Origin of the sequence: Rhodococcus sp. EPR-147 (assembly GCF_001647185.1) — a bacterium.
In the GTDB taxonomy this organism is placed as follows: domain Bacteria; phylum Actinomycetota; class Actinomycetes; order Mycobacteriales; family Mycobacteriaceae; genus Rhodococcoides.
In genome coordinates this window covers 1-2,522 of record NZ_LVCU01000024.1, presented here as the reverse complement: position 1 = coordinate 2,522, position 2,522 = coordinate 1, and the positions used below count along the sequence as shown (strand labels likewise).

Annotated in this window: 5 protein-coding genes; 2 read left to right on the top strand and 3 right to left on the bottom strand. The window is 65.1% G+C overall.

Features of this window, described 5'->3' with window-relative positions; translation table 11 throughout:
* Positions 1 to 52: 52 nt before the first annotated feature.
* Positions 53 to 364 carry a PE family protein gene (locus tag A2J02_RS00965; protein WP_032381057.1) on the bottom strand — a complete coding sequence of 104 codons (312 nt, stop codon included), beginning with the start codon at positions 362 to 364 and terminating at the stop codon, positions 53 to 55.
* Positions 365 to 452: 88 nt separating this feature from the next.
* Positions 453 to 1,019, bottom strand: coding sequence for a histidine phosphatase family protein (locus tag A2J02_RS00960; protein ID WP_179272057.1), 567 nt, complete (start codon positions 1,017 to 1,019; stop codon positions 453 to 455).
* Positions 1,020 to 1,280: 261 nt separating this feature from the next.
* Here A2J02_RS00960 and A2J02_RS00955 point away from each other — a divergent pair, with 261 nt between their 5' ends.
* Positions 1,281 to 1,475: a CbtB domain-containing protein gene (locus A2J02_RS00955; protein WP_032396459.1), complete on the top strand. Its 195-nt coding sequence runs from the start codon at positions 1,281 to 1,283 to the stop codon at positions 1,473 to 1,475.
* Positions 1,466 to 2,257, top strand: a complete 792-nt coding sequence (locus A2J02_RS00950; protein WP_068045591.1) for a CbtA family protein — start codon at positions 1,466 to 1,468, stop codon at positions 2,255 to 2,257. Before A2J02_RS00955 ends, A2J02_RS00950 begins: the two co-directional genes overlap by 10 nt.
* 129 nt (positions 2,258 to 2,386) lie before the next feature.
* Here A2J02_RS00950 and A2J02_RS27005 read toward each other — a convergent pair.
* Positions 2,387 to 2,522, bottom strand: a 136-nt coding sequence (locus A2J02_RS27005; RefSeq protein WP_197477894.1) for a metallopeptidase family protein, incomplete at its 5' end; no start/stop codon positions are given.

The window sequence follows — 2,522 nt, the reverse complement described above, 5'->3', positions numbered from 1 at the left end:
CGTCGTGTCGTTTCGAGCGTTGTGTCTTGGCGTTGCGGTCGAGTGCGGTGCGTCAGATTCCGGGTAGGCCGGGTAGACCCCCGGCCGTGTCGTCGTCGGTGGCCACGTAGTCCGCAGCCTGTTTCCGCAGTTCCTCGGCCGCTCGGTGCAACTCCGAAATGCCCTGCGCTGCAGCAGGTCCGAAGGTATCGGCCGCGGTGCCGAAGAACCGTTCCGTGAGCAGCGAGACCTCGTCGGTACCGGGCGGCAGTGGCCGCACGGGGATTGCCGTTGCAGTGACAGCAGCCTGCAAGCGAGCGGCGACCGCATCGAGTTCGGAGGCAGCAAGCTGTAGGGCCACCGGATCCACCTTGATGACGGTCATGAGCCACGCTCCCTGATCGAAGAACTTTGCGCTGTCGGTAGGTAAGACGCCGCCGTGTTCGGTTCGGTTCCCTCCGCGCGAGAAAAATTCAGACGAACTTCTGGGCCACCGCGCCGACAGTCCAGACGCCGCCTCGATGGCTGACGGACGTGCGCGTCAGCGGGGAAACGTCGATTCGCCAAAACGAGCGGATCGGGGCGTCCAACACCAGCACCACCACGGCTCGGACGACGGCAGGAGAGGTCACCGCCAGAGTGCGGCCCGGCGTCGATCCAACAGCGCTCAGCCACTTCTCGACGCGAGAGAACAACGCGTCGAGGGATTCTCCGCCCGGAGGAACGAACGCCGGATCGCTCAGCCAGGCCATCGCGTCGGCGTCGGGCAGGTCGGTCATCTCGAGACCGGACCACCGGCCGTAGTCGATGTCGGCCAACGCGGGCTCGACGGAGATCTCTGTTCCGAACACCTGCGCGGTGGAGATCGAGCGGGTTTCCGGGCCGGACAGGACGCGGTCGGCGCGGGGAAGGTCGGTTACCGCCTCGAGATCGCGCAGGCCCGCGTCGTCGAGTGGTTCGTCGCCGGGAAACCGGCCGGTGCGCATGGCGTCGGTTCGCGCGTGAGCGACCAACATCAGTCGGGTCACGGGAGCGGGCACTGCGTCATTGTGGCACCGCAGCTTTGTGGCATCGAGCTGCAGTCGGTCGGGACAGCGATTGACACAGAGTCCGGAGCGATGCCACAGTTCGCTGGTAATACGCGATGTACGCAGGTAATCCGGTGAAAATCCGGAGCGGTTGCGCCACTGTGATCGACGTCGGCGAAATGCCCGAATTCGAGAGTCAGAAAACTCGTTCATCGCATGGCCGTCCCCGTTTTCGAGCGGGGACTACGGGACGCACAATCCCAGGAGGACACCATGGCAATCATTCACGCACCCAGTAATACGACGGAGTCGGCTGCTCTTGCCGTCATCGTCGCCGCAACGATTCTGCTCGCTTTCGTCGTGCTCTACCTCGTCGGTTTCGATCAGGGCGCGATCTCCCGCAGTGGCATGTACATGCACGAGTTGATGCACGACGGCCGCCACCTGCTGGGCCTGCCATGCCACTGACCGACATCCACGGCCCGACGCTGCAGGGCACATACGTCCAACTACTGGTGCGAGGTCTGCTCGCCGGACTTCTCGCAGGCCTGCTCGCCGGAGCAGTCGCCTACGTCGTCGGTGAACCGCACATCGACTCGGCCATCGCCATCGAGGAAGCGGCCGGAGCCGACGCTCATCACGCCGACGCCGATGCGGCCGCGCACTCCCACGGCGAGGACGCACTGGTCAGTCGAGACGGACAACGCGTCGGACTGTTCCTCGCCACCGGACTCGCCGGCCTGGCGCTCGGCGCGATCTTCGCCTCGGCGCTGCACTACGGGCGACGCTTCACCGCACTGCCGGGCTCGATTCTCGCGCTCGTCGGAGCCGGTGCCGGATGGTTGGCCATCGAAGCGGTGCCCTTCTTCAAGTACCCGGCCAACCCACCGGCCGTCGGCGATCCCGAGACCATCACCCAACGCACTTGGCTGTGGTTGGCGTCGGTGATTCTGGGTCTGCTGGCGGTCGCATTGGCCGTCTACGCGGCGAAGGCGGTGGCATCGCAGCATTCGGTGGCGATTCGCGTCGGAGCGCCGTTGCTGGCGTTCCTTGTTGTGGTCGGCATCGGCTACGCGCTGCTGCCCACCGTCAACGAGGTGGGCGCGGACTTCCCGGCAACCCTGCTGTGGGAATTCCGACTGTCGTCCCTGGCCACCCAGGCAACCCTGTGGCTGGCCTTGGGATTGGGATTCGCATTCCTCACCGATCGCGCTGCTCGATCCACTCGCCGAGAGACAGTCGCGGCGTAGCCCGGCGTTCGCTTCGGCCCCCACGTTGGGATGAATGCGCAATTCAGGCCATCTGAGTGACTGAAACCCACATTCATCCCAACCTGGGGGTGCGTTCGGGGTGAGCGGGCGGGCGACGAGTGAGTGCTGTCAGCCGAATCCGAGTTGATGCAGTCGCTCGTCGTCGATGCCGAAGTGATGTCCGATTTCGTGGGCGACGGTGATCGCAATTTCCCGTCGCGCCTCGTTTTCGTCGTCGACCATCTCGAGGATCGGTTTGCGGTAG

Excerpts from the sequence above, each read along its gene's own strand:
- A2J02_RS00965 (WP_032381057.1), bottom strand. The coding sequence starts at position 364 with ATGACCGTCATCAAGGTGGATCCGGTGGCCCTACAGCTTGCTGCCTCC.
- A2J02_RS00955 (WP_032396459.1), top strand. The coding sequence starts at position 1,281 with ATGGCAATCATTCACGCACCCAGTAATACGACGGAGTCGGCTGCTCTT.
- A2J02_RS00950 (WP_068045591.1), top strand. The coding sequence starts at position 1,466 with ATGCCACTGACCGACATCCACGGCCCGACGCTGCAGGGCACATACGTC.